The sequence below is a fragment of the Micromonospora sp. NPDC085948 genome (assembly GCF_040686315.1).
Taxonomy (GTDB): domain Bacteria; phylum Actinomycetota; class Actinomycetes; order Mycobacteriales; family Micromonosporaceae; genus Micromonospora.
In genome coordinates this window covers 213139-236502 of record NZ_JBFBJW010000002.1, presented here as the reverse complement: position 1 = coordinate 236502, position 23364 = coordinate 213139, and the positions used below count along the sequence as shown (strand labels likewise).

20 protein-coding genes are annotated in these 23364 nt (G+C 71.8%); 9 read left to right on the top strand and 11 right to left on the bottom strand.

The genetic code is table 11. The features are described 5' to 3' along the window. Positions 1 to 43 precede the first annotated feature (43 nt). Both rlmB and cysS read right to left on the bottom strand, forming a co-directional pair. On the bottom strand, positions 44 to 1189 hold the full coding sequence (gene rlmB, locus AB0O48_RS06840) for a 23S rRNA (guanosine(2251)-2'-O)-methyltransferase RlmB (protein ID WP_357252691.1): 1146 nt from the start codon (positions 1187 to 1189) through the stop codon (positions 44 to 46). Next, the gene (gene cysS, locus AB0O48_RS06835; protein ID WP_357252694.1) at positions 1189 to 2604 is read right to left on the bottom strand and encodes a cysteine--tRNA ligase; all 1416 of its coding nucleotides are present in this window, start codon (positions 2602 to 2604) and stop codon (positions 1189 to 1191) included. Before cysS ends, rlmB begins: the two co-directional genes overlap by 1 nt. A gap of 207 nt (positions 2605 to 2811) precedes the next feature. Here cysS and AB0O48_RS06830 point away from each other — a divergent pair, with 207 nt between their 5' ends. After that, complete coding sequence (locus AB0O48_RS06830) at positions 2812 to 3432, top strand: helix-turn-helix domain-containing protein (RefSeq protein ID WP_365064356.1); 621 nt, start codon at positions 2812 to 2814, stop codon at positions 3430 to 3432. 396 nt (positions 3433 to 3828) lie between these two features. Further along, complete coding sequence (locus AB0O48_RS06825) at positions 3829 to 5037, top strand: hypothetical protein (protein WP_357252697.1); 1209 nt, start codon at positions 3829 to 3831, stop codon at positions 5035 to 5037. Between the two features lie 149 nt (positions 5038 to 5186). On the opposite strand, the gene AB0O48_RS06820 is transcribed toward AB0O48_RS06825, so the two are convergent. Together AB0O48_RS06820 and AB0O48_RS06815 are read right to left on the bottom strand one after the other, a co-directional pair. Then, positions 5187 to 5909 (bottom strand): HAD family hydrolase, encoded by a 723-nt coding sequence (locus AB0O48_RS06820; protein WP_357252699.1) that lies wholly within the window; start codon positions 5907 to 5909, stop codon positions 5187 to 5189. Between the two features lie 13 nt (positions 5910 to 5922). Further along, on the bottom strand, positions 5923 to 6888 hold the full coding sequence (locus AB0O48_RS06815) for an EamA family transporter (RefSeq protein WP_357252701.1): 966 nt from the start codon (positions 6886 to 6888) through the stop codon (positions 5923 to 5925). 85 nt (positions 6889 to 6973) lie between these two features. Here AB0O48_RS06815 and AB0O48_RS06810 point away from each other — a divergent pair, with 85 nt between their 5' ends. Continuing rightward, the gene (locus AB0O48_RS06810) at positions 6974 to 7519 is read left to right on the top strand and encodes a CGNR zinc finger domain-containing protein (protein ID WP_357252704.1); all 546 of its coding nucleotides are present in this window, start codon (positions 6974 to 6976) and stop codon (positions 7517 to 7519) included. Here the strand turns inward: AB0O48_RS06810 and AB0O48_RS06805 are convergent. The 6 genes from AB0O48_RS06805 to AB0O48_RS06780 all read right to left on the bottom strand — a co-directional run bounded on the left by AB0O48_RS06805 (position 7486) and on the right by AB0O48_RS06780 (position 16823). Beyond that, positions 7486 to 8070 carry a GNAT family N-acetyltransferase gene (locus tag AB0O48_RS06805; RefSeq protein ID WP_357570804.1) on the bottom strand — a complete coding sequence of 195 codons (585 nt, stop codon included), beginning with the start codon at positions 8068 to 8070 and terminating at the stop codon, positions 7486 to 7488. The genes AB0O48_RS06810 and AB0O48_RS06805 overlap by 34 nt on opposite strands. 274 nt (positions 8071 to 8344) lie before the next feature. Then, positions 8345 to 9754, bottom strand: coding sequence for a class II fumarate hydratase (locus tag AB0O48_RS06800; RefSeq protein ID WP_357252710.1), 1410 nt, complete (start codon positions 9752 to 9754; stop codon positions 8345 to 8347). 35 nt (positions 9755 to 9789) lie between these two features. Then, entirely contained in the window at positions 9790 to 12768 is a 2979-nt protein-coding gene (locus AB0O48_RS06795; protein WP_357570802.1) for a BTAD domain-containing putative transcriptional regulator, read from the bottom strand. Positions 12769 to 13031: 263 nt separating this feature from the next. Further along, positions 13032 to 14699, bottom strand: a complete 1668-nt coding sequence (locus tag AB0O48_RS06790; protein ID WP_357370701.1) for a fumarate hydratase — start codon at positions 14697 to 14699, stop codon at positions 13032 to 13034. Positions 14700 to 14813: 114 nt separating this feature from the next. Next, the gene (locus tag AB0O48_RS06785) at positions 14814 to 16223 is read right to left on the bottom strand and encodes a PQQ-binding-like beta-propeller repeat protein (RefSeq protein WP_357253046.1); all 1410 of its coding nucleotides are present in this window, start codon (positions 16221 to 16223) and stop codon (positions 14814 to 14816) included. 105 nt (positions 16224 to 16328) lie between these two features. Further along, the gene (locus AB0O48_RS06780) at positions 16329 to 16823 is read right to left on the bottom strand and encodes an Lrp/AsnC family transcriptional regulator (RefSeq protein WP_357252719.1); all 495 of its coding nucleotides are present in this window, start codon (positions 16821 to 16823) and stop codon (positions 16329 to 16331) included. A gap of 130 nt (positions 16824 to 16953) precedes the next feature. Between AB0O48_RS06780 and hppD the strand changes: the two genes are divergently transcribed. From hppD to AB0O48_RS06750, 6 genes are all read left to right on the top strand, one after another. Continuing rightward, positions 16954 to 18159, top strand: coding sequence for a 4-hydroxyphenylpyruvate dioxygenase (gene hppD, locus AB0O48_RS06775; RefSeq protein ID WP_357252721.1), 1206 nt, complete (start codon positions 16954 to 16956; stop codon positions 18157 to 18159). An 11-nt stretch (positions 18160 to 18170) separates the two neighbouring features. Further along, positions 18171 to 18878: an RDD family protein gene (locus AB0O48_RS06770; RefSeq protein ID WP_357252724.1), complete on the top strand. Its 708-nt coding sequence runs from the start codon at positions 18171 to 18173 to the stop codon at positions 18876 to 18878. Positions 18879 to 19004: 126 nt separating this feature from the next. After that, a complete protein-coding gene (locus AB0O48_RS06765) occupies positions 19005 to 20015 on the top strand; it encodes an RDD family protein (RefSeq protein ID WP_357252727.1) in 1011 nt (336 codons plus the stop codon). Continuing rightward, positions 20012 to 21115 (top strand): histidinol-phosphate transaminase, encoded by a 1104-nt coding sequence (gene hisC, locus AB0O48_RS06760; protein WP_357252730.1) that lies wholly within the window; start codon positions 20012 to 20014, stop codon positions 21113 to 21115. The genes AB0O48_RS06765 and hisC overlap by 4 nt, the downstream gene beginning before the upstream one ends. A gap of 120 nt (positions 21116 to 21235) precedes the next feature. Beyond that, positions 21236 to 21790, top strand: coding sequence for a hypothetical protein (locus AB0O48_RS06755; protein WP_357252733.1), 555 nt, complete (start codon positions 21236 to 21238; stop codon positions 21788 to 21790). A 160-nt stretch (positions 21791 to 21950) separates the two neighbouring features. Next, complete coding sequence (locus tag AB0O48_RS06750) at positions 21951 to 22832, top strand: hypothetical protein (protein WP_357252734.1); 882 nt, start codon at positions 21951 to 21953, stop codon at positions 22830 to 22832. Between the two features lie 128 nt (positions 22833 to 22960). Here the strand turns inward: AB0O48_RS06750 and AB0O48_RS06745 are convergent, their stop codons facing one another. Continuing rightward, positions 22961 to 23359 (bottom strand): LPXTG cell wall anchor domain-containing protein, encoded by a 399-nt coding sequence (locus AB0O48_RS06745; RefSeq protein ID WP_357252737.1) that lies wholly within the window; start codon positions 23357 to 23359, stop codon positions 22961 to 22963. Positions 23360 to 23364 lie beyond the last annotated feature (5 nt).

Sequence of the window (23364 nt, the reverse complement as noted above, 5' to 3'; positions counted from 1 at the left end):
AGGCCCCCTCCCGCACCGGGCGGAAGGGGCCTCGTCGACGTCGTTACAGCTCGACCGAACGGCGGCGGGCGACCTCGGCGAGGGTGACCGCGGCGGCCACGCTGGCGTTCAGCGACTCGACCTCGGAGATCATCGGGATGCTGACGGTGAGGTCGCAGGTCTCCCCGACCAGGCGGGACAGCCCGCGCCCCTCGGAACCGACCACGACCACCAGGGGGCCGACGGCGGCCTCCAGGTCGTACAGGTCGGTGTCACCGTCGGCGTCCAGGCCGACCACCATGAAGCCGGCGTCGCGGCACGCCTTCAGCGACCGGGTCAGGTTGGTCACCTGCGCCACGGGCACCCGCGCGGCCGCGCCGGCGCTGGTCCGCCAGGCGGTCGCGGTGATCCCAGCGGCACGACGCTCGGGTACGAAGACACCCTGCGCGCCGAACGCGGCAGCCGAGCGGATCACGGCGCCCAGGTTGCGCGGGTCGGTGACACCGTCCAGCGCCACAAGCAGCGGGGCCTGCTGCTCCAGGGCGGCGGCGACCATGTCCTCGAACGGCTGGTACGCGAACGGCGGCACCTGCAACCCGACGCCCTGGTGCAGCACCCCGCCGGTCATCCGGTCCAGCTCGGCCCGGCTGATCTCCAGGTTGGCGATGCCCCGGTCGGCGGCAGTCCGGATGATCTCGTTGATCCGGTCGTCCATGTCGATGCCCTGCGCGGTGTAGAGCGCAGTCGCCGGCACCTGGGCGCGCAGCGCCTCCAGCACCGGGTTGCGCCCGACCAGCAGCTCCGGCGTGTCCTTGCTCGGGTTGGACTTGCGCCCCGGCGCGACCCGAGGGCCGCCTCGGCCACCGGTGGCACCCCGGCCGCCGGTTGCACCTCTACCGGTGGCGGCACCCCGGCCGCCCGGTACGCCCCGACCGCCGCCCCGGCCCCAGGTGGTGTCCTTGCTGCCCGGCTGACCGATCTTGGGGGCGCGCCCCTCCTCAGCCGCCGCGCGACGCTCCTTGTCCTGCTTCCAGGCGGTGCGCTGGGGCAGCTTCTCGGTGCCCGAGTAGCCCTTGTGCCACGGCCGCTCGTCGGCGGGCAGGGTGCGCCCCCTCCCGGCCAACGAGTCCTTGTTCTTGCCGCCGGTGCCCTTGGGGGCGCCTGCCTTCGACGTCAGTCGCCGGCCACGGCGCTGCGAGTTGCCGGCCATCAGTCCTGCTCTCCAATAGTCCAACGGGGGCCCTGGGGGGTGTCCTCGACCACCACACCGGCCAGCTTGAGCTGGTCCCGTACCGCGTCGGCGGCAGCCCAGTCCTTGCGGCCCCGGGCCTGCGCGCGCTGCTCCAGGGCCAACGCGATCAGGGAGTCCACCACGGCACGTAGATCATCCGTGCGGCCACCGCCGGTCCAGGCCGGGCTGAGAGGGTCGACCCCGAGGATATCCAGCATCGCCCGTGCCGCGGCCAGGGTGGTGCGGACGGTCACATCGTCGCCGACGCTCAGCGCGGTATTGCCGTCCCGAATGTGCTGTTGCAGCACAGCCAGCGCGGCGGACGTGTTGAGGTCGTCGTCCATCGCCGCGACGAAGCCGCCGGGCAGCTCGCCGGGCTGACCGACGCCGACCCGCTCGGCCGCCCGCTGCACGAAACCCTCGATCCGGCGGTACGCGGTCGCGGCGTCGCGGAGCGAGTCCTCCGAGTAGTCGATCACCGAGCGGTAGTGCGCGGCGGCATAGTAGTAACGCAGCTCGACCGGCCGCACCCCGAGCGAGTCCACGTACGCCAGGTCGAGCGCGTTGCCGGCCGACTTGCCCATCTTGGCCCCGCCGATGCTCAGCAGACCGTGGTGCACCCAGTGGCGGGCGAACGGCAGACCGGCGGCCTTGGACTGGGCGATCTCGTTCTCGTGGTGCGGGAACGTCAGGTCCAGCCCGCCGCCGTGGATGTCGAACTCCGGGCCGAGATACCGCCAGCACATCGCCGAGCACTCGATGTGCCAACCCGGGCGGCCGAGCCCCCACGGCGACGGCCAGTAGGCGTCCGCCGGCTCGTCCGGTTTGGCGCCCTTCCAGAGCGCGAAGTCGCGCGGGTCCCGCTTGCCCCGGTCGGGGGCGTCCCCGGCCGACTGCATCGCGTCCGGAGACTGGCCCGACAGCGACCCGTACGCCGGCCACGACGCCACGTCGAAGTAGACGTCGCCGGAGCCGTCGGTGGCCGGGTACGCGTGCCCGTCGGCGATCAACTTGGTGATCAGCTCGTGCATCTCCGGGATGTGCCCGGTGGCGCGCGGCTCATAGGTGGGCGGCAGTACGTTCAACGCCCGGTACGACTCGGCGAGGAGCAGTTCGTTCGCGTACGCGATCGACCAGAACGGTCGCCCCTGCTCGCCCGCCTTGACCAGGAGCTTGTCGTCGATGTCGGTCAGGTTGCGGATGAAGGTGACCTCGTAGCCGGCGGCCAGCAGCCACCGTCGCAGCACGTCATAGTTGACGCCGGAGCGAAGGTGACCGATGTGCGGCGGAGACTGGAGGGTGAGACCACACAGGTAGACCCCCACCTTGCCGGCTTCCCGGGGGACGAAGTCCCGCACCGATCGGGTGGCGGTGTCATACAGGCGTAGTGTCACCGTACAAGGGTAGCTGTCCGTGCCTGTCCGGACCTGCCGGTGCCGGGTCGTACGCTGCCAGGCGTGGACGCGACCGCACGCTCCGGCGATACTCCAGCCCCCACCGACGCGGTGCCGGGGCAGGCCAGCCCGATCGGACAAGCCGGCCCGGTCGGACAAGCCAGCGCGGCCGGGCGTGCCGATGCCGTGGCGGGACGTCCCGGAGAGATGTCGCAGACCCTCGACCGAGGGTTACGGCTGCTGCACCTGGTTGCCGACGCCGCAGGCGGCCTGACCGTCACCGAGGCCGCCAACCGGCTCGGCATCGGCCGGGCCGCCGTCTACCGGCTGGTCGGCCCACTGACCGGGCACGGCATGCTGCGCCGCGACGGCGACGGTCGGCTGCGCCTCGGCGCCGGGCTGCTGCACCTGGCCCGACGCGCCCAGCCGCTGCTCGCCGAAGGTGCCCTGCCCGCGCTACGCCGCCTCGCCGAGCAGGCCGGCGCAACCGCACATCTGACCGTCGTCGAGGGTGGCGAGGGCGTCGCCCTGGCCGTGGTCGAGCCAACCTGGACGTCGTTCCACGTCGCGTACCGCGCCGGGGCACGGCACCCGCTGGATCGAGGGGCGGCGGGCCGAGCCATCCTGGCCGGCCGAGCCGGAGAGGCGACGCCGGTGAGCAGCAGCGGGGAGTTGCAGGCCGGGGCGTACGGGGTGGCCGCACCGGTGCTCGGCGTGCCCGGGTTGGAGGCCAGCGTCGGCGTGGTCGCGCTCGCTCCACTGGACGTCGACACGATCGGACCCCAGGTGCTGGCCGCCGCCACAGCCATCACCACCGCCCTGACCTGATCCCGACCGCCGCCCCACCACCTCGCGCCCGGCCCGGCACTGCCATTGATCGACTCGGGTTCAAGGATGGCGCGGTATCCCAAGGCCTGCGATGGCCCACCTTCCAGAAACGCGAGTCGATCACTGCCGACCCACGGCCCGGATCCTGCCCGCGACAGGCGCCGCCCGGCACACATCGCCACCGGCAGCACCGCCACGTCCCACGGCCCGGATCACCCCGCACGAAGTGGCCTGGACAGAAGACGTCCGCCAACGGGCCGGGATCTGACCAGGCGGGCGCGCCATACCACGATCGGCGGGCGGGCTCGTGGTTGTCCACAGGGCGCGAGGGCGGGCGTGGGTCAGGTTGTCCACAGGGGTTTCGGCGGCCGACCGGTGGTCGGCAGGCTGCTCGGCATGCCACCACGTCCGCATCGCCCCGACGCCCTGACCTGGCAGGTCTTCCGCGGCTCCGACGCTGTCCGGGATGGCCTGCTCACCGAGCATCAGCTACGCAGCTCCGCCTGGGTGCGGCTGCGCCACGACGTGTACGCCGACGCGCGGCTGGACCGGGACCACGCCCTGGCCTGTCGCGCGGCCCTCCTCCGGCTGCCGTCCGGGGTGATGATCGCTGGCCCGTCGGCCGCCTACCTGCACGGTGTCGAACACGCCGCCGCCTTCACCGACGACGTCCACGTCCTCGTGCCCCGACCCCTGCGGATCGGTCCCCAACGCGGCCTCCGCGTGCACGTCAACGCCAGCACCCCACTGTCAACCATCGAGTCACCGGGGCGGGCCGGGAGCATGCCGAACCCGTGTCGTGCAACGAACGACAATCGAACACCGGACCACGCACGTCGACTGACGCACCCCGGGCGAGCAGCGGTCGCCGGACGCCCGCCAGGCCCGAGCCGAACACCAGACGCGGACTCTCTCCGGAGAGTCGGGCGTCAGACCGCCGTCGGAATGCCACCCGGCCGCACACGGCAAATGCCCGGGCCAGCCGCATTGTCGGTCGAAACGGGCAGCGTGGCACTGCCCAGATGCGACGACGATCGACGAGTCGACACGCCCGGGCCACCCTGGGAGCCGGGCGGCAGGATTCCCCGTTCCGACCCGGGACGGTCCGCCTGGGAGACCGCCGTCTGGCTCGACCCGGTCCGTGCCGTCGCCATCGTCGACTCGCTGCTCGGTCAGGGACTGACCGATCGCGACACGCTTGGCGCTCTGGCGGCCGGAAACGCGGACCGGCCCGGTGGGCGACGAGCGCGGTGGCTCTTCGACCTGGCCGACGGCTCAGCCCAGTCCCCACCGGAGTCGCACCTACGCGTACGGCTGGTGCTCGGTGGGCTGCCACGCCCAGTCGTCCAACTTCCGGTGTACCTGGCCAATGGCGTTGTCCTGCATCCCGATCTGGCGTGGCCCGAGTTTCGGGTTGCTGTCGACTACGACGGGCAGTGGCGCTCTGACGCAGACCAGCTGCACCGCGACCGCCGTCGACTGAACCTGCTGGTCGGCGCGGGTTGGCTGGTCCTGCACGTGACCAGTCGACGGCTGCACGGCGAGTTCCCGGCGGTGCTCGGCGAGGTGCGCGCCGCGCTGGCCTCCCGCGGGTGGCGACGGTGACCCTCCACCGGACCACGATCAACTCAGATTCCTGGAAACCGCGCCGTCCACCGGACGTCGACACCCCACCCTCAGGAAACCCGAGTGGATCAAGCCCGCCGACCCGCACGGCCAGCCCGCACCGCAAGCCCGCACCGTTCGACGGTCGGTCAGGCCCGCAGACCGGCCGGCTCGGCCGGCACGTCGGTCAGCCCGGCGGGCAGGCTGGCCAGCGCGGCTGGCAGGTCGGCCAGGCTGGACACCTCGGCGTCGGGCGGGTGACCGTGTGGACGAGGCAGCCCGTGCCGGTTCAACCACACCGACCGCAGGCCCGCCCGCCGGGGTGCCACCACGTCGTGCTCCCACGAGTCCCCGACGTACACGATCTGCCCGGCCGGCACCCCGGCTGCGGCTACCACCGCCGCGTAGAAGTCCGGGGCCGGCTTCTTGGGCAGGCCGTTCTGGTGGGCGTACACCTCGAAGGCGAACTCTCCGGTGAGCCCGCAGCGCTCGGCGCGGCTGTTGCCGTTGGTGGCGAAGCCCAGGGCATACCGGGAGCGCAGCGTGGCCAGCGCCGCTGGCACGTCCGGAAAGGGTCTGGTGAGGGCGAACCGGCGGGCGAAGAAGAGGTCGGCGATGTCGTCCAGGTCGTCGTTCAGGCCGGCGCGGGCCAGCGACCGGGCCAGTGCGGCGCGGCGGATCTCCATGACCGGGGCGGCCGACAGGTCACCGAAGACCGCGTCCCAGTCCGATTCGAGTTCGGCGAGCGTCACCTCGGTCGCCGCAGGGGTACGCCGTCGCATCTCGTCGAGGACGGCCTCCAGCCCGCCGGTCACCGCGGGGCGCAGATCGAGCAGAGTTTCGTCGGCGTCGAACACCACTGTGGTCAGCACGCTGCCCACTGTCTCACCGACCGTCGAGCGCCAGCGCCGGCTCGGTTGGGTCGGACGCGGACGCTGATGGAGTCCTGCGCAGCTCGTCGAGTCGGACCAGCGCGACCCCGGCGACGATCATCGCGCCGCCGAGGAGCTGCCAGCCGGTGGGCAACTCGTCCAGGAACAGCCAGGCGATCAGCACCGCGAAGAGCACCTCGGTCAACCCGACGAACGACGACAGCCGGGGGCCGAGGATCCGGTTGCCGGCGATGCCGGCCAGGTACGCGATGACGGCGGCCACCAGCGAGAGCCCGGCGATGGGCAGCAGCCAACTGGTGGGCTGCCCGGCGAAGGTGACCTCGCCGAAGGTGGCGTGCAGCGGCAGCAGACCGGTCAGCCCGAGGAGGAGCAGCACGACGGCACCGATGGCCATTCCGCCGCTGGCCATGGCGACCGAGGGCAACCGGGGGTCGACCCGTCCGGCGAGCACGAAGTATCCGGCCAGGCCGAATGCCGCGCCCAGCCCCCAGAGCACCCCTACCGGGTGGAAGTCGGCGGTGCCAGCGAGGTCGAGCACGAACGCCAGTCCGATCAGGGCGGCTACCGACCCGGCCACGGTGAGCTGGCGGGGTCGTTGCCCGTGCCGCAGCCACATCCAGCCCACGACGAGGATGATGCCCAGGTATTCGAGCAACAGCGCGACACCGACCGGCAGGTAGCGCACGGCATTGAAATAGCAGACCTGGGCCAGCGCCACCCCGAGGAGCCCGAACAGCCCGATGGACGTGGCGTTGCTCCGCAGGACGGCCCACCTCCCCCGCATCGCGAGCACGGCGGGGATCGCCAGCACCAGGGCGGCGATGCCGACCCGGGCGATCACTGCCGACTCGGCCGACCAGCCGGCCTCGATGAGTGATCGCGCGAAGGTGCCCGAGGTGGCGAAGGTGATTGCGGAGAGCAGCGCCAACGCGACGCCGGCGGCAGGTCGTGAGTGCATGTCGCGCTCCTCGGGTCGGCACCGTGTCATGAGCAAACTATCCTTGTGCTGATGACGCTAGGCGGAAGCTCTGACAGGAGTCAAGATGCTCTTTGCTCATGACACCGAGTGTTCCCTGATTGCTGCCGCCGCGCTTGTGAATACGGCAGGTCGGTCCGGCGAACTGCTGCCCGACGTTGCCGCGCTGGACGCGTTCTTCGTCCGCCACTCCTACAGTGGGCGGCACGAGCACACCGACGCCGAGCTACGCGCCGTCCAGCGGTTGCGGCCCGGGCTGCGCCGCATCTGGGACGCCGAGCCGCCCGAGATCGTCGCCATCGTCAACGGCCTGCTGTTGGAACACCGGGCGCTGCCGCAGCTCATCGAGCACGACGACGAGCCGTACCATCTGCACGCCGTGCCCCGCGACGCGCCACTGGCCACCCGGATCGCGGTGGAGGCGGCGATGGCGATCGCCGACCTGGTCCGGATGGGCGAGCTGAGCCGACTGCGAGTCTGCGAGTACCCGGACTGCGACAACGTCGTCGTCGACCTGTCCCGCAACCGGTCCCGGCGGTTCTGCGAGGCCGGCTGCGGCAACCGCGCCGCGGTGACCGCCTACCGCGCCCGTCGGGCCACCGGTCGCTCCTGAGCGGCGGCCGCCCACTCCTCGGCCCGCAACTCGTACTCCACCTCGCCCTGCTCGGTCCCCGGAATCGGGTCGTCCCACTGGAGGTGGAAGGTCCGCACATAGCGCAGACCCGCCTTGGCCAGCACCCGCCGCGAGCGTTCGTTGACGGCCATCGTCTCGGCCCAGACCCGCCGCACCCCGACGGTGTCGAAGGCGTACCGGACCAACGCCCGCGACCCCTCGGTAGCCAGCCCCCGACCCCACGTCGAGCGCCGCAGCCGGTAGCCCAACTCGGCCTCGGTGCCGTCCGCCGAAGGGTCGAGCGCGAACCAGCCCAGGAAGTCGCCACTCTCCCGGTCGAGCGCCGCCCAACGACCCAGCCCGGGATGCCGCTCGTACTGGCCGAGGAGCCTGGGCAACTGCTCGTCGCGGACCGTGGCCAGCGGCGTGGCGACACCACCGCTGAGAAACCGCATCACCTCGGGATCACTGTCCAACTCGACCAGCACGTCGACGTCGGCCATGGTCAGCCGCCGAAACCACAACCGCTCGGTCCGTGGCAGGTCACCCATGACGGGATCATCCCGCCGCCCGTCACCACCGTCGAGCCGTTTACCCGCCCCGCCCAAGCCCAAGATCCGCGCAACATCGGTGAAGTTGCTGCCTCAGGCCACCACGAGACAGCAACGTCGGTGAAGTTGCGTGGGAGAACACCCGCTCACCACCCGACCGACCACGCAAGATCGTGCTCGATCCAGGAAACAGTGGGGTCCGGGCGTGTGGAGGCCACTAATTCCTGGATCGAGCGCGATCACCCCGCACGGCGCGCTCCCCGCCGACCGGAGGTCAGGGGTGGGTCATCCGGAGCAGGTCCAGCGTCTCGTCCAGTTGGGTCTCAGTGAGCTTGCCGGAGTCGACGTGCCCCCGGGAGATCACCACCTCGCGGATGGAGGTCTGCTTGGCCAGTGCCTCCTTGGCGATCGAGGCGGCCTCGTCGTACCCCAGGTAGCGGTTGAGCGGGGTGACGATCGACGGTGAACCCTCGGCGTACGCCAGGCAGACCTCGGCGTCCGCGACCAGGCCGGCCACCAGCCGGTCGGCGAACAGCCGGCTCACCGCGGAGAGCAGCCGGATCGACTCCAGCAGGTTGCGGCCCATCACGGGGAGCATCACGTTCAGCTCGAAGTCGCCCTGGGAGCCGGCGAAGCCGACCGTCGCATCGTTGCCGATCACCTGTGCGCACACCTGTCGCATCGCCTCGGCGACCACCGGGTTGACCTTGCCGGGCATGATCGACGAGCCGGGCTGGAGGTCGGGGATACGCAGTTCGCGGAGTCCGGCACGCGGCCCGGAGCCCATCCACCGGATGTCGTTGGCGATCTTGTAAAGACCGACCGCCACGGTCCGCAGTTGCCCCGACGTCTCCACCAGGGCGTCCCGGGCACCCTGCGCCTCGAAGTGGTTACGCGCCTCGGACAGCGGCAACCCCGTCGACTCACGTAGCTTGCCGATCACGGCGGCGGCGAAGCCGAGCGGGGTGTTGATCCCGGTGCCGACGGCGGTGCCACCCAGTGGCAGCTCGGCCAGTCGGGGCAACGCGCCCTCCAGCCGGTCCATGCCGTAGCGAACCTGGGCGGCGTACCCGCCGAACTCCTGGCCCAGGGTGACCGGGGTGGCGTCCATCAGGTGGGTGCGCCCGGCCTTGACCACCGTCTCGAACTCCGCCGCCTTGGCCTCCAGTGCCGAGGCCAGGTGGCCCAGCGACGGCAGCAGATCCTCCACGATGAACTGCGTGGCGGCCAGGTGGATCGACGATGGGAAGACGTCGTTGCTCGACTGGGAGGCGTTGACGTGATCGTTCGGGTGCACCGGTGAGCCCAGCTCCCGGCCCGCGAGCGTGGCGATCACCTCGTTGGCGTTCATGTTCGACGAGGTGCCCGAGCCGGTCTGGAACACGTCCACCGGGAACTGGTCGTCGTAACCGCCGTCGGCCACGTGCGCGGCGGCCGCGGCGATGGCGGCGGCCACGTTGGCCTCGATCACGCCCAACTCGCCGTTGACCTCGGCCGCCGCGCCCTTGATCTGGGCGAGGGCCTTGATCTGGGCCGGCTCGATGCCGCGGCCGGAGATCGGGAAATTCTGCACCGCACGCTGGGTCTGTGCCCGCCACAGCGCCTCGGCGGGCACCTCCACCTCGCCCATCGAGTCGCGTTCGATCCGGTATCCGGTCGCCTCTGGAGTCGTCACACGTACCATCCTGCCGCGCCCGCCGCCGACTCGCAGATGATCCGTCAGCCCAACTCGGCGAGCAGGCGTTCCACCTCGCGCTGGTCCGGCGACTCGATCTGACGGAGCAGGAACAGCGCCCGGGTCAGATGCGCTCGCGCCGCCGCCGGGTCGGTCGGCAGCAGACAGCGGGCCATTCCTTCCAGTGCCCGACCCTGCTCGTTTCTGGCACCCAGCCCGGTGGCGTCGGCGAGCACCCGGCGATGCAGGTCAAGTGCGCTCGTCACGTCCCCCTGGTCCAGGATGGCTCGGGCCAGCAGGTTGCGCGAACCGCACTGGGCGACGCGGTCCCCCACCTCGGTCATCGCGACGAGTGCCGCACGGTGCAGGTCGGCGGCCTGTTCCGGACGCCCGGCCTCCCGTTCCATCATCCCGATCTCGTTCAACACCTCACCCTCACCGAACCGGGTGCCCATCTCCCGCTTGAAACGCAGTGCCACCCGCAGCAACCGGCTGGCCGGTCCCACATCACCCATCCGATGCCGGATCATCCCGAGATGCCCGAGGGCGTTGCCGATCCGGCGCGGGCCGCCGACCTCGCGGGCAATGCTCAGGTGCCGTCGGGCAACGAGCAGCGCCTCGTCGAGCCGTCCCCACAGCAGCAGGGTCATCGACAGGTTGTTGAGTTCGTTCGTCAGCGCTTCCTTGTCGCGCATCCGCGTCGCCACCGCGCGGGCCTCGTCGAAGCACTCCCGGGCGCGGCGGAACTCGAAGTTGCCGGCGTACGAGCTGCCCAGGTTGCCGAGGGTGTTGCGGAACCCGCTGCGCAGACCCAGCTCGCGGAAGATTTCGAGTGACCTCTCCATGACCCGGATCGACTCGGGAAAATCACCCAGCCGGTAGTGGGCCGAGGCCAGATAGTTGAGCATCGTCGCCACTGCCCGGTCGTTGCCCAACGCCTCGGCGGCGCGCAGGCCGATCGTGTGGGTCTCGATCAGCTCATCCAGCCGACCGCCCTCGAACTGGGCGTACCAGCACGCCCTCGCCAACTGCCAGCAGTAGTTGAGGAATGCCTCGGTCTCCGCCAGTCGGACCAGGGCGGTCCACACGGCCAGGTTCTCGTCGAGCCAGGCCTGGCCCTGCTCGGCGACGAGCGCGACCAGGTCCGGGCGGAGCGGTTCCGCCACCACGATCAGCGAGTGCAGCGAGGAGAGTTCCGTCTTGCGCGCGATCGCCGTGGCGACGTGCAGATGGTGGTCGAGGAGACGTTCGATGCCGTCCCGCCGCTCGACCTCGCGGCCCGGCTCGGACACCAGGGTCCGCGCGTACTCCCGGACCAGGTCGTGCAACCGGTACCGGCCGGGCTCGGCCTCTTCCACCAGGTTCGCGTCGACCAACTCGTCCAGCAGGTCCTGGGCGTCGGGCAGGGAAAGCTCGGCGAGGACGGCGGCGACCGAGTTGTCGAACCGAACCCCCGGGTGCAGGCCGAGCAGCCGGAACGCACGCTGCGCCGCCGGCGACACCTGGGCGTACGACAGGGCGAAGGCCCGCCCGACGGACCTGTCGCCCGCCTCGAACTCGGCCAACGGGTCGGGTCGACTCGTCAGCCGCTCGGCCAGGTCGGCGATGCGCCAACGGGGGCGGTGCGCCAGTCGGGCGCCGGCCAGCCGGATGGCGAGGGGCAGGTGACCGCAACGGCGGACGACCTCGGTGGCCGCCTCCGGTTCGGCCGCCACCCGGTCGACGCCGACCACGTGGCCGAGCAACTCGATCGCCTCGTCCGTGTCGAGCACGGGCAGTGACGACGGCCGCCCCTCGTCCACCCCGACCAGCCGGCGACGGCTGGTGATCAGGACCAGGCAGCGCGGACCGTTGGGCAGCAGGGGCGTCACCTGGTCGGCGGTGGCCGCGTTGTCCAGCACCAGCAGGGCCCGCCGGCCGGCCAGCTCGTTGCGCCAGAGCGCCAACCGGTCGTCCTGGTTGGTCGGCACCCGCTCGGCGGGCAGGCCGAGTTGCCGCAGCAGCGTGGCCACCGCAGCGGCCGGAGTCAGTGGGGTGCGCTCACTGTGCCCGTGCAGGTCGATGTAGAGCTGGGCGTCCGGGTAGTCGCCGGCCAGGGCGGTGGCGACGTGCACCGCGAGGGTGGTCTTGCCGCTGCCGGCCATTCCGTCGATGAGTTGGATTCGCGCGCCGGCCTCCACGTCCTTCCGGAGGCGGGCCAGCGTCTGCTGCCGACCGGTGAAGTCGCCGATCGCCCGGGGCAGCGAGCGGACCGGCTGGATCGGCGACGACGCCCGACCGGCCAGGACAAGATCGCCGGCGAGTACGCGTTGATGCAGCTTCTGGAGCTCGGCGCCCGGCTCGATGCCCAGTTCGTCGGCGTAGAACCGCCGACCCTCCCGGTAGACCGCGAGCGCGTCGGCCTGTCGACCGACCGAGGACAGCGCGAGCATCAGTTGGCCGCGCAGTCGCTCTCGCAGCGGATGCTGGTCGATGCTCTCGGCGAGTTCGTCGATCAACTCGGCGCCTCGGCCGAGACGCAGCTCGACGTCGACGCACTCCTCCACCGCGGTCAGGCGCTGCTCGTCGAGGGCCTGCGCGCGGCGGCGGATGCTCCGGCTCGGGATACCGCCGAGCGCCGGCCCTCGCCAGAGCGCCAGGGCACCGCGGTATGCCGTCCGCGCGTCGTCCAGCCGACCGGCCTCCGCGCTGGCCCGGGCCGTCTCCACACCCCGCGCGAAGACCTCGACGTCCAGGTCGTCCGGCCCGGTGCGGACGCCGTACCCCGCCGGATCGGTGACGATGGCCTCCGGTGCCAGCCCAAGCTCGGCGAACCGGCGTCGCAACCGCGACACACAGGTCTGCAACTGGGCCCGGGCGGTGGCCGGCGGGCGTTCCTCCCACACCGCGTCGACCAGCTCTTCGACAGGCACGAGCCGGCCGGCCCGCAACAGCAGCATGGCGAGCACGATCCGGTCTCGACCAGCGGTGACAGTGCTCTCGCCACCGCCGACCCGCAGAGGCCCCAGGATCCCGAACCGCATCTGCTCCCCCGCCTCAATGGCCCGACTTTCAGCAGCGTAGTCCGGCGGTGACAGATTGGCTCAGTCAGGCGATAGCGATGTGAGAGTGGATCGGCAGCGGTCCATCGGACACTCACTCCCGAGTTGTCGGTGACGGCATCCGACGGGGGCGGTGCGCACGCCCGCCGCCTCCGGTGGGGTGGGCGCACCGATGTCGGTACAGCACAGGCGACAGAAGGGGCGTCGAGCGGATTCGCTCGACGCCCCTTGCCGTGCCGGTGGGGTCAGCGGCGACCGACGGTGAGCACCGGCTTGGTCACCTCGGCGAAGAAGTCGTTGCCCTTGTCGTCGACCACGATGAAGGCGGGAAAGTCCTCCACCTCGATCTTCCAGACCGCCTCCATGCCCAGCTCCGCGTATTCGAGGACCTCGACGTGCTTAATGCAGTCCTGGGCGAGGCGGGCCGCGGGGCCGCCGATCGAGCCGAGGTAGAACCCGCCGTGCTGCTGGCAGGAACGGGTCACCTGGCCGGACCGGTTGCCCTTGGCGAGCATCACCTGGGAGCCGCCGGCGGCCTGGAACTTCTCCACGTAGGCGTCCATCCGGCCGGCGGTGGTCGGCCCGAAGGAGCCGGAGGCGTAGCCCTCGGGGGTCTTCGCCGGCCCGGCGTAGTAGACCGCGTGGTCGCGTAGGTACTGCGGCATCGGCTCACCGGCGTCCAGCCGCTCGGCGATCTTCGCGTGCGCGATGTCCCGGGCCACCACGAGCGGGCCGGACAGCGACAGCCGGGTCTTCACCGGGTACTTGGACAGCTCGGCGCGGATCTCGTCCATCGGCCGGTTCAGGTCGACCCGGACGACCAGCTCGGCGTCGAGCGCGTCGTCGGTGACGTCGGGCAGGAACCGCGCCGGGTCGGTCTCGAGTCGCTCCAGCCACACGCCGGACGGGGTGATCTTGGCAACCGCCTGCCGGTCCGCCGAACAGGAGACGGCGATCGCCACCGGGCAGGACGCGCCGTGCCGGGGCAGCCGGACCACCCGCACGTCGTGGCAGAAGTACCGGCCGCCGAACTGCGCGCCGATGCCGAAGTTGCGGGTCAGCTCCAGCACCTCCGCCTCCAGCTCCAGGTCGCGGAAACCGTGCGCGCTCATCGAGCCGGAGGTGGGCAGCGCGTCGAGATACTTCGCGCTGGCGTACTTCGCGGTCTTCAGGGCGTACTCGGCGGAGGTGCCGCCGATGACGATGGCCAGGTGGTACGGCGGGCAGGCGGCGGTGCCGATCAGCCGCAGCTTCTCCTCCAGGAACTGCATCATCCGCGTCGGGTTGAGCAGCGCCTTGGTCTCCTGGTAGAGGTACGACTTGTTGGCCGAGCCGCCACCCTTGGCCATGAACAGGAACTTGTACGCGTCGGGGTGCCCGTCCGGGTCCTCGGCGTACAACTCGACCTGGGCCGGCAGGTTGCTGCCGGTGTTGCGTTCGTCCCACATGGTCAGCGGGGCGAGCTGGGAGTACCGCAGGTTGAGCTTCGTGTAGGCCTGGTAGACGCCCCGGGAGATGGCCTCGGCGTCGGCGCCGTCGGTGAGCACGTGCCGGCCGCGCTTGCCCATCACGATCGCGGTGCCGGTGTCCTGGCACATCGGCAGCACCCCGCCGGCGGCGATGTTGGCGTTGCGCAGCAGGTCCAGCGCGACGAACCGATCGTTCGGCGAGGCGGCCGGGTCGTCGATGATCGCCCGGAGCTGGGCCAGGTGCGCGGGGCGGAGGTAGTGCGCGATGTCGTGCATCGCCTCGGCGGTCAGCGCGGTGAGCGCGGACGGCTCCACGGTGAGGAACCGGCGGCCTCCCGGGCCGTGTACGACGTCGACGCCCTCGTCGGTGACCAGGCGATAGTCCGTCTGGTCGGGGCCGGTCGGCAGCAGGGGGGCGTACGAGAATGCGGCGGCACTGCTCATGAGCGGCAAGCCTAGGGCAGACCGGTCGATCACTCCCACCCGCCGGGCGGGTCCTGGGACGCCGCTCTCATCCCGCGGTCCCGCCGCCCGCTCAGCGATCGGACGACCAGGCCCTCAGCCGTCCTTGCCGCCGTCCGGTTCGGGGCAGAGTTCCCCCTTCGGCCCGCAGTCGCCGTTGTTCGGCGCACCGGGGCCGGTGCCGCCCGGGCCGGGGGTCCCGCCGTCGCCGGGCGGGCGGGCCGGCGAGCCCCCGCCAGCGCCGAAGCGGACGTAGCCGATCTCGCGCCCCTCACCAATGATCATGCCCTGCGACCCGACCGCGAGGGCGTTCGCCGAGGTGCGCAGCACTGCCAACTCCCGGCCGTTGCGCGGGTCGACCGCGGCCAACCGGGACGGCTTCTCGTCCGCGACCACCGCCGCGTACGGGGTCAGCGCGGCACCGGCCTTGCCGCTGGCGGGACGCGTCCACAGCACCCGGTCGGTGCCGAGCTGACGGGCGACCACGGAACGTTTGTCGGCGGCGCGGAACACCGCGTAGCGGTCGTCGACGGCGATCAGCTTGGTGCCCGGTTCGCCGACCCAGAGCAGTCGGCCGTCGTACCCGTCGACGACCGCCTCGCGGCTGTCTGGGCCGACACCGATCAGCACGTTCCGCGCACCCTGCGGGTCTTCGCGCTGCACGCAGCCGGCGCTGTCGGCGGTCCGCAGGTTGACCCCGGCCCGCTGCCAGGCCTCCTGCCCGGTCGCCGGGTCCCGGGCGGAGATGGCGAAGTAGCAGGTGCCGTCCTGGGAGCGGGCGGCGATCCGCAGCATCCGGCCGCCCACCACGGACAGCCGCTCGTCCCGCCCGGGTTCGACGTTCTGCAAGACGCGACCGGTGGCGGTGTCGACGACGTGCACCCGACCGTCCACCGGGAAGCCGAGCAGCGGTGGCGCTGGTTCCGCCCCGGCCACCCCGTCGTCGACCCGGGTGGCGGTGAGCCGGCGGGTGCCGCGCAGACCCGGGTTGTCGGCGAGTAGGCCGCTGTGCACCCCGGGCAGGAACGCTGTCCAGAGTGGCGTGGTGCCGCGCGGGTCCCAGGCACTCAGGGTGCAGTCGGTGGCTTCCGTGCAGCGGGCGTCGAGGAGCAGGTTGCGGTACGTCCAGACGGCCACCGCGTCGTCGTCGCGTCGCCGGGTCGCCCCGGTCGCCGGGTCGAGCAGCTCGTACCCCTTGACCAGGAGCTTGCCCACGGCGACGACCGCGTCCCGGTCGCCGCCGGCGACCGCCGCCCAGTCCGCCTTGCGCTCCCAGAGCTGCGCCCCGGTGGCGAGGCTGCGGGCCTCCACCCGGGTGCGCTGTTCGACCACGACGGCGTCGCCGGCGATGGTCACGCTGCGCGGTGTGCCGCCGATCCGTTGCTGCCAGACCACGTCCGGCTCGGAGATGGGTTCGCTGCGGTCCACCCAGTCCCACAGGCCGGGGAAGGGATTCCACACGCCGGTCGCGGCGAGCGCGACGACCACGGCGAGGCCGAGCAGCAGCCCGCCGCGCACGCTCCCCTTCGCCACCCGCACACCGTAGCCACGATCACGGATCTTCCGTACGCCCGCGCCGCCGTGTCGCCGCGCTTTCTGCGCGCGAAGGTGTTACGAGGACGCCCGCACGGCGCTGCGCACCAGCGGCAGCGTGCGATAGGGGATCTGCTCGGCCAACGCGATGATCGTCGAGGCCCGGGTGATGCCGGCGGACGAGACGATCTGGTCGATGACCCGTTGCAGGTCGGTGTTGGAGCGGGCCACGATCCGGCAGAGCAGGTCGCTGGAGCCGGTGATGGTGTGCGCCTCCAGCACCTCGGGGATGGCGGCGAGGTGGGCGGTGACCGGGTCGTGGCCGTGCCGCTGGCTGATCTCCAGGGTGACGAAGCTGGTCACCCCGAACCCGATCGCGGCCGGTGCGATCTCCGGGCCGAAGCCCACGATGACCCGCCGCTCGACGAGCTTGTCCAGCCGGGCCTGCACGGTGCCGCGGGCCACCCCGAGCCGGCGGGAGCACTCCAGCACCCCGATCCGCGGCTCCTCGGCGAGCAGTTCGATCAAGCGCACGTCGAGGACGTCGAGCTGTACATTCTGCTCACCATTCATGGACCCAGACCATACCGAATGCGCAACCTGACCAGCATTTACCCGGACAGTTGCCCAGCCGATGCCCGCACCGCGATCCTTCGGTCAACAACCGGCCCACGAGGCCGGCCGGTACGCGAGGGAGGCCATCATGACCCAGGCGATCGACCGACCCCAGTCGACCGAGGACGTCGACGTCGACCGGCTCGTCGGCGCTGTCGACCACGACATCAGCCACGACCCGTTCCCGGTCCGGGGCCTCGACCACGTGCACTTCCTGGTCGGCAACGCCAAGCAGGCCGCGCACTACTACTCCACCGCGTTCGGCATGACCTGCGTGGCGTACCGAGGCCCCGAGCAGGGTTACCGGGACCACGCCCAGTACGTGCTGACCAGCGGCTCGGCCCGGTTCGTGCTGACCGGCGCGGTGCGCCCGGACGCCGATGGTGCCGAGCACGTGGCGAAGCACAGCGACGGGATCAGCGACATCGCGCTGGAGGTCCCGGACGTCGACGCCGCGTACGCGCACGCCATCGCGCAGGGCGCCGCCAGCGTCGTGGAGCCGCACGAGGTGACCGACGAGCACGGCACCGTCCGGATGGCCGCCATCGCCGCGTACGGCGACACCCGGCACACGCTCGTCGACAGGTCCCGCTACACCGGCCCGTTCCTGCCCGGCTTCGCCGCTCGCGGCCCGATCGTGGACCGGCAGCCGATGATCGCCGCCGGCATCCAGCCGAAGCGCTTCTTCCAGGCCGTCGACCACGTGGTCGGCAACGTGGAGTTGGGCCGGATGGACGAGTGGGTCGAGTTCTACAAGCGGGTGATGGGCTTCTCCAACATGGCGGAGTTCGTCGGCGACGACATCGCCACCGACTACTCGGCGCTGATGAGCAAGGTCGTCGCGAACGGCACCCGCAAGGTGAAGTTCCCGCTCAACGAGCCGGCGATCGCCCGTAAGAAGTCGCAGATCGACGAGTACCTGGAGTTCTACCAGGGTCCCGGGGCGCAGCACATCGCCGTCGCCACCAACGACATCCTGGCCAGCGTCGACGCGATGCGGGCCGCCGGGGTGGAGTTCCTGGACACGCCGGACTCGTACTACGAGGACCCCGAGCTGCGCGCCCGCATCGGCAAGGTGCGGGTGCCGATCGAGGAGCTGAAGGCCCGCAAGATCCTGGTCGACCGGGACGAGGACGGCTACCTGCTCCAGATCTTCACCAAGCCGGTGCAGGACCGCCCCACGGTCTTCTTCGAGCTGATCGAGCGGCACGGCTCGCTCGGTTTCGGCAAGGGCAACTTCAAGGCGCTGTTCCAGGCTATCGAGCGGGAGCAGGAAGCCCGCGGCAACCTGTAACACTTGCGGGCGTGACGCAGCCTCCGTCGTACCCGACGCCGCCGGCCGGTGGGCCCCAGCCCGCCGCCGGCGGCGTGGCGCCGCCGCCCGGACCACACCCCCACGGGTACGCGGTGCCGCCGCAGTACGCCCCACCCGGGTACGCACCGCCACCGTGGCACGCCGGACCACCCGGCCCGCCGCCTCCGCCGCTGAGCCCGGGCGGTCAGCCGCTCGCGAGTTTCGCCGACCGGCTGCTGGCCTGGTTGATCGACACGGCGCTGGCCAGCGCCGTGTCGCTGGTGCTGTTCCTGCCGTTCTTCCTCATCCTCTGGTGGCGGATGTTCACCGAGATGACCCGGACCCACACGGACGGCCCGCTGGTGGAAGCCGATCTGCCCACCCTCTTCGTCGAGTTCTTCCTGCCGATCCTGCTGCTACAGCTCGGGCTCCTCGTCGTGATGCTCGGGTTCTACTGGCTCTACCACGTGGAGTACCTCAAGCGCGGTGGTCAGACGGTCGGCAAGAAGGTGCTGAATCTGCGCGTGGTGCCGATCGACCCGAGCCGCACGTTGGACCGGCGGATGGCCGGCCGGCGCTGGCTCGTGCAGTACCTGGGAGCTTCGTTGGTCCCGGGGGGTGCCTACGTCGACGGGTTGTGGCAGCTCTGGGACAAGCCGTGGCAGCAGTGCCTCCACGACAAGTTCGCCGACACGGTCGTCGTTAAGGTGTCCTCGTGAGCGAGCGCAACGACCGAAACAGCAGGCAGCGAAGCGGAGCGGTGGCGTGAGCGAGCGCAGTGAGCGAACCAGCAGGCTCAGGAGCGTGGCGCCTCGCGCCGGCGCGCAGCGAAGCGGAGCGGCGGCGTGAGCGTTCAACCCGGCTGGTACGTGGACCCGGCCGACACCGACACCAGGCGTTACTGGGACGGCGAGGGGTGGCTCGGCGCGCCCATTCCCGTCGACGCCATTCCGCCGGACGGCCCTCCGCCGGTCGAGCCGCCGCCCGCGCCGGTCGCCCCGGTCGCGCCCGCGGCGTCGGGCACCCCGGACCCGGCGACCGTCGTCCCCGGCGGGCCGCCGCATCCGGGTCCACCACCGGGGTACGGCCCACCACCGGGGTACGGCCCGCAGTCGGGCCACGGCCCAGTCTCGGGACCGGCTGCCGGCCCTCCCGGTTGGGGTCCGCAGGGCGGTCCGCCGGGCTGGGTGCCTCCGGGTGGCCAACCTGGCTGGGCGCCCCCGCCCGGGCACCCCGGTTGGTCGATGCGACCGCCCGAGCCGCGTCCGCACGGCTTCGTGCTGGCCGGCTACGGCCGCCGGTTCGTTGCTCGGCTGATCGACTTCGGCCTCGTCTTCGCGCTGAACATCGTGGCCAACGGCTGGTTCGTCTGGCGTTGGGCGCAGGAGTGGGCCCCGTACTGGCGGGAGATCTTCCGGCGGGCCGAGCGGGGCGAGACCTCCGCCGAGGGCCTGCCGTTGCCCGGCGAGCAGGCCAACTCGCTCCTGCTGGTGATCCTGCTGATCGCCGCGGCGCTCTGGCTGGCGTACGAGGTGCCGGCCATGGCCGCCAACGGGCAGACCGTCGGCAAGCGGCTGATGCGGATCCGGGCGGTGCCGATCGCCGCCGACCAGCCGCTGGGCATGGTTCGGTCGCTGAGCCGGTGGAGTCTGCTGGGTCTGCCGACGCTGTTCTGGTACTGCGCCGGGATCGGTCTGGTGCTGCAACTCGTCGACGCCCTCTCCCCGCTCTTCGACCACCCGCTGCGCCAGGCGCTGCACGACAAGCGCGCGCAGACAGTCGTCGTCGAAGTTCCGCACGGCTTCGCTTCCACCCCCTCGAACGACCGCAACCAGCCCCCGGGAGACACCCCATGACCGACTCCGGACGTCATCAGCCGGCGCTGCGGCTGACCCGCGCCGACCTGGACGCGCTACCCAACTACGTGCCGGGTCGCAGTCCCGCCGACCTGGCCCGTGAGTTGGGCCTGCCGGAGGCCATCAAGCTGGCCAGCAACGAGGTGCCGTACGGGCCGCTGCCGGGCGTGGTGGAGGCGGTCACCGAGGCGATCACCACCTCGCACCGCTACCCGGACATGGGCGTGGTCGCGCTGCGGGACGCGCTGGCCGAGCGGTACGGGGTGCACGCCGACCGGATCGCCACCGGCTGCGGGTCCGTGGCGCTCGCCGAGCACCTGGTGCGGGCCACCTGCCTGCCCGGCGACGAGGTGCTGTACTCGTGGCGGTCCTTCGAGGCGTACCCGATCATCGTGGCGACCAGCGGCGCGACGAGCGTGCGGGTGCCCAACGACGCCGGGCACGGGCACGACCTGGCGGCGATGGCCGCGGCGGTGACCGAACGGACTCGGGTGATCTTCGTCTGCAACCCGAACAACCCCACCGGTACGGCCGTGCGCCGGGGAGAGTTGGACCGGTTCCTCGACGCGGTGCCGGACGACGTGCTGGTGGTGATCGACGAGGCGTACCGGGAGTTCGTCACCGACGCGGAGGTGCCGGACGGTCTCGACTACCTGGACCGGCCGAACGTGGCGGTGTTGCGCACCCTGTCCAAGGCGTGGGGTCTGGCCGGGCTGCGGATGGGCTGGCTGGTTGCCCAGCCGGTGGTGGCCGCGGCCATCCGCAAGGTGGCGACCCCGTTCTCCAGCAGCACGGCGGCCCAGGCCGGGGCGCTCGCCGCGCTGACCCAGGCGACGGAGATGGCGCGTCGCTGCGCCCTGGTCGTCGCCGAGCGGGACCGGGTCACCGAGGCGCTGCGCAAGTTCGTGCCCGAACTGCCGACGAGCCAGGCCAACTTCGTCTGGCTGCCGCTGGGCGAGCGGGCCGTGGCGTTCGGCAAGGCGTGCGAGTCACGCGGGGTGATCGTGCGGCCGTTCGCCGGGGACGGGGTCCGGGTCACCATCGGCACCCCTGCCGAGAACGACGCGTTCCTGGCCGCTGCGGAGTCCGCACTGATCTGACCCAGAAAGGGTCATAAGCGCTGTTTGTCCGCTTGTGCCCCGCTGCCTGCCCTATCTTCCGAAGTAGCCGGCTGTATCGAGGAATCACGCCGGCTCACTTCGAGAACGGGGTAACAAACAGTGCGTACTGCCAAGATCTGCCTCGCCGGAGCGGCCGCCGCCGCGATGGTGGGCTTCCTCGCCGCACCGGCCGCCGCCGCTCCCACCGACACCACCGACGTCACCTTCGAGGTGGCGGCGGGCACCCTCGACATCGACGCGCCGGCCACCGCCGACCTGGGCAGCGGCGCGCCCGGTAGCACCATCACCGGCCAGCTCGGCCCGGTCACGGTCACCGACTCCCGGGGTGCGGCGGACGCCTCCTGGGTCGCCTCAGTGACGGCCAGCGTCTTCCAGACCGGCGGCGGCACCCCCGCCGAGACGGTCCTCCCGGGGGAGATCGACTACTGGTCCGGCCCGGCCACGGCGACCACCGGCACCGGCACCTTCACGCCGGGCCAGGCCAACGCCGGCGCCGCCGCGCCGCTGGACAGCGTCACCCCGCTCACGGCGTTCACCCACGCCGGTGGCACCGGCGGCAACACCGCGACCTGGAACCCGACCCTGATCGTCAACGTGCCGCTGGACAGCATCGCGGGCGTCTACACCGGGACGGTGACGCATTCGGTGGCCTAGCCGCCACGGCCGGTCGACCGTCGCGGTCGCACTGGCGCTGCTCTCCCTCGCCGGTCCGGGTCTGACGACCCGGGCCGGCGCGGCCGAGCCAGACGCCGACGACCGCCTCGGAATCCGGCTGCTGGAGGCACCCACCAACCGGCGCGACGACCCCCGGGCGTTGCGCTACATCGTCGATCACCTGCCGCCGGGCACCACCATCAAGCGGCAACTGCTGATCACCAATCGCACCGACGAGGCCCGCCGCATCGACGTGTATCCGGCGGCGGCGAGCGTGGAGGGTTCGGAGTTCAGGTTCGGCGAGGGCCGCGCGGCCAACGAGCTGACGTCCTGGGTCACCCTCGACACCTCGGCTGTCGAGGTGGAAGCGTGGGGCGAGGCCCGGGTCCTGGCGACCATCACGGTGCCGCCGCCCGCCTCGCGCGGCGAGCGGTACGGCGTGATCTGGGCGTCCGCCACCTCCGCGCCCCGGGCCGGCGGAGAGGTCACCCAGATCCACCGGGTCGGTGTCCGGATGTACCTCGACATCGGACCCGGCGGCGAACCGGTCTCCGACTTCTCCATCGGTGAGCTTCGCCCGGCCCGCGGCCCCGAGGGCGAGCCCTCGGTGACCGCCCAGGTCACCAACACCGGCGGTCGTGCCATCGACCTGACCGGCTCGGTCACCCTCAGCGACGGACCGGCCGACAGCCGCGCTGGCCCGTTCCCCGTGGTGCAGGGCGTCACGCTGGCGCCGGGCGGCTCCGGGCAGGTCATCGCCCGGCTACCGGCCGCGTTGCCGAACGGACCCTGGAAGATCGAGGTGAACCTGGAGAGCGGGCTGGTGAAGCGCAGCGTCAGCGCGCAGATCGAGTTTCCCGACCCGGGTCAGGTCGGCAAGCGGGGCAACGTCATCTCCCGGATGGTGTCCGGCTGGACCGTGGCGGCGGCCGTCGCGGGCCTCCTGCTCCTCGCCGGACTCGCGGTGCTGATCCGCCGCTCCCGCAAGTCCCCTCGGCCCCCCACCGGCAGGCCACGGGAGCGGGTTCCGGCCGGACGTTGACGCCACGCCGGCGGCCGCACAGCGCATCGGCCGCCGGTGGCGGGTTCCGCACCGGCCATCGACGAGGTGCACACGATGGACCAGCCACCGGCGGCGGGCTCGCGCCAACCGCCGACGGCCGGCGTACATCACACGCGCCGCCAGCGACGGGCGGCGAGGCCACCGACGATCAGCAGGAGCACGCCCAGTCCGACGAGCAGCAACGTCGACCCGCCGGAACCGGTGACCGGCAGTTGACCGTGGCTGGGCGTGGGCTGCGGTGGCGCCGGCGTGGGTTGCGTGGGCGTCGGCGGCGCGGGTTGCGTGGGGGTGGGCGTGGGTGACGCGGGTTGCGTTGGCGTGGGTGTCGGCGACGCCGGCAGGATCTCGAAGGTGACGCCCGTGTCCGCCGACGGCGCGACCCGGACGGCAGCAAACCCGCGCGCCGACGCGGGATCGGCGTCGAGCACCGGCGGAACCGCCAGTGCGAGGCTCGCCGCGGCGGCGAGTGCGCCACCCACGAGATAGTTGGCTGCTGTCCTGCCCATGCGCC

Bases quoted from the DNA above. Each gene is read 5' to 3' on its own strand.
- AB0O48_RS06790 (WP_357370701.1), bottom strand. From the start codon at position 14,699: ATGAGCAGTGCCGCCGCATTCTCGTACGCCCCCCTGCTGCCGACCGGC.
- AB0O48_RS06825 (WP_357252697.1), top strand. From the start codon at position 3,829: ATGCCACCACGTCCGCATCGCCCCGACGCCCTGACCTGGCAGGTCTTC.
- rlmB (WP_357252691.1), bottom strand. From the start codon at position 1,189: ATGGCCGGCAACTCGCAGCGCCGTGGCCGGCGACTGACGTCGAAGGCA.
- AB0O48_RS06800 (WP_357252710.1), bottom strand. From the start codon at position 9,754: ATGGTACGTGTGACGACTCCAGAGGCGACCGGATACCGGATCGAACGC.
- hppD (WP_357252721.1), top strand. From the start codon at position 16,954: ATGACCCAGGCGATCGACCGACCCCAGTCGACCGAGGACGTCGACGTC.
- AB0O48_RS06795 (WP_357570802.1), bottom strand. From the start codon at position 12,768: ATGCGGTTCGGGATCCTGGGGCCTCTGCGGGTCGGCGGTGGCGAGAGC.
- AB0O48_RS06830 (WP_365064356.1), top strand. From the start codon at position 2,812: ATGTCGCAGACCCTCGACCGAGGGTTACGGCTGCTGCACCTGGTTGCC.
- AB0O48_RS06805 (WP_357570804.1), bottom strand. From the start codon at position 8,070: ATGGGTGACCTGCCACGGACCGAGCGGTTGTGGTTTCGGCGGCTGACC.
- hisC (WP_357252730.1), top strand. From the start codon at position 20,012: ATGACCGACTCCGGACGTCATCAGCCGGCGCTGCGGCTGACCCGCGCC.
- AB0O48_RS06745 (WP_357252737.1), bottom strand. From the start codon at position 23,359: ATGGGCAGGACAGCAGCCAACTATCTCGTGGGTGGCGCACTCGCCGCC.
- AB0O48_RS06780 (WP_357252719.1), bottom strand. From the start codon at position 16,823: ATGAATGGTGAGCAGAATGTACAGCTCGACGTCCTCGACGTGCGCTTG.
- AB0O48_RS06810 (WP_357252704.1), top strand. From the start codon at position 6,974: ATGCTCTTTGCTCATGACACCGAGTGTTCCCTGATTGCTGCCGCCGCG.
- AB0O48_RS06815 (WP_357252701.1), bottom strand. From the start codon at position 6,888: ATGCACTCACGACCTGCCGCCGGCGTCGCGTTGGCGCTGCTCTCCGCA.